Below are 1164 nucleotides of genomic sequence, written 5' to 3' on the forward strand. Positions count from 1 at the left end.
ACTGCTCTCCGAGACCAACCCCGAGTACCGCGGGTCACGTGAAACCCCGTGGGAATCTGGCAGGACCATCTGCTAAGGCTAAATACTACCTGGCGACCGATAGTGAAGCAGTACCGTGAGGGAAAGGTGAAAAGCACCCCGGAAGGGGAGTGAAATAGAACCTGAAACCGTGTGCTTACAAGAAGTCAGAGCCCTTTCTATGGGTGATGGCGTGCCTTTTGTAGAATGAACCGGCGAGTTACGTTTACGTGCAAGGTTAAGGTGAAAAGCCGTAGCCGAAGCGAAAGCGAGTCTGAATAGGGCGACATAGTACGTAGACGTAGACCCGAAACCGTGTGATCTACCCCTGTCCAGGGTGAAGGTGCGGTAACACGCACTGGAGGCCCGAACCCACGCATGTTGAAAAATGCGGGGATGAGGTGGGGGTAGCGGAGAAATTCCAATCGAACTCGGAGATAGCTGGTTCTCCCCGAAATAGCTTTAGGGCTAGCCTCGGAATAAAGAGTCATGGAGGTAGAGCACTGATTGGATGCGGGGCCCGCCAAGGGTTACCAAGTTCAGTCAAACTCCGAATGCCATCGACTTATGTCCGGGAGTCAGACAGTGAGTGCTAAGATCCATTGTCAAGAGGGAAACAGCCCAGACCATCAGCTAAGGCCCCTAAATATATGTTAAGTGGGAAAGGATGTGGAGTTGCACAGACAACCAGGATGTTGGCTTAGAAGCAGCCACCATTTAAAGAGTGCGTAATAGCTCACTGGTCGAGTGACTCTGCGCCGAAAATGTAACGGGGCTAAACATATTGCCGAAGCTATGGATTGAAACTATGTTTCAGTGGTAGGGGAGCGTTGTGTACCGGGTTGAAGGTAGATCGTAAGGACTGCTGGACTGTACACAAGTGAGAATGCCGGTATGAGTAACGAAAAGACATGTGAGAATCATGTCCGCCGAAAGCCTAAGGGTTCCTGGGGAAGGTTCGTCCGCCCAGGGTAAGTCGGGACCTAAGGCGAGGCCGAAAGGCGTAGTCGAAGGACAACAGGTTGAAATTCCTGTACCACCGTAAACCGTTATGAGCAATGGGGTGACACAGAAGGATAGGGACGCGAACTGATGGATGTTCGTCCAAGCAGTGAGGCTGATGTGTAGGCAAATCCGCACATCATT

At 51.7% G+C, this 1164-nt stretch carries 1 rRNA gene (only partly in view); it reads left to right on the forward strand.

Features of this window, described 5'->3' with window-relative positions:
* Window positions 1-1164, forward strand: a 23S ribosomal RNA gene (locus IFO66_RS23560) (its annotated part continues 1415 nt past the right edge of the window); the annotation flags it as partial.

It is taken from the genome of Paenibacillus arenosi, assembly GCF_014841135.1.
GTDB classification, from domain to species: Bacteria; Bacillota; Bacilli; order Paenibacillales; family Paenibacillaceae; genus Paenibacillus_B; species Paenibacillus_B arenosi.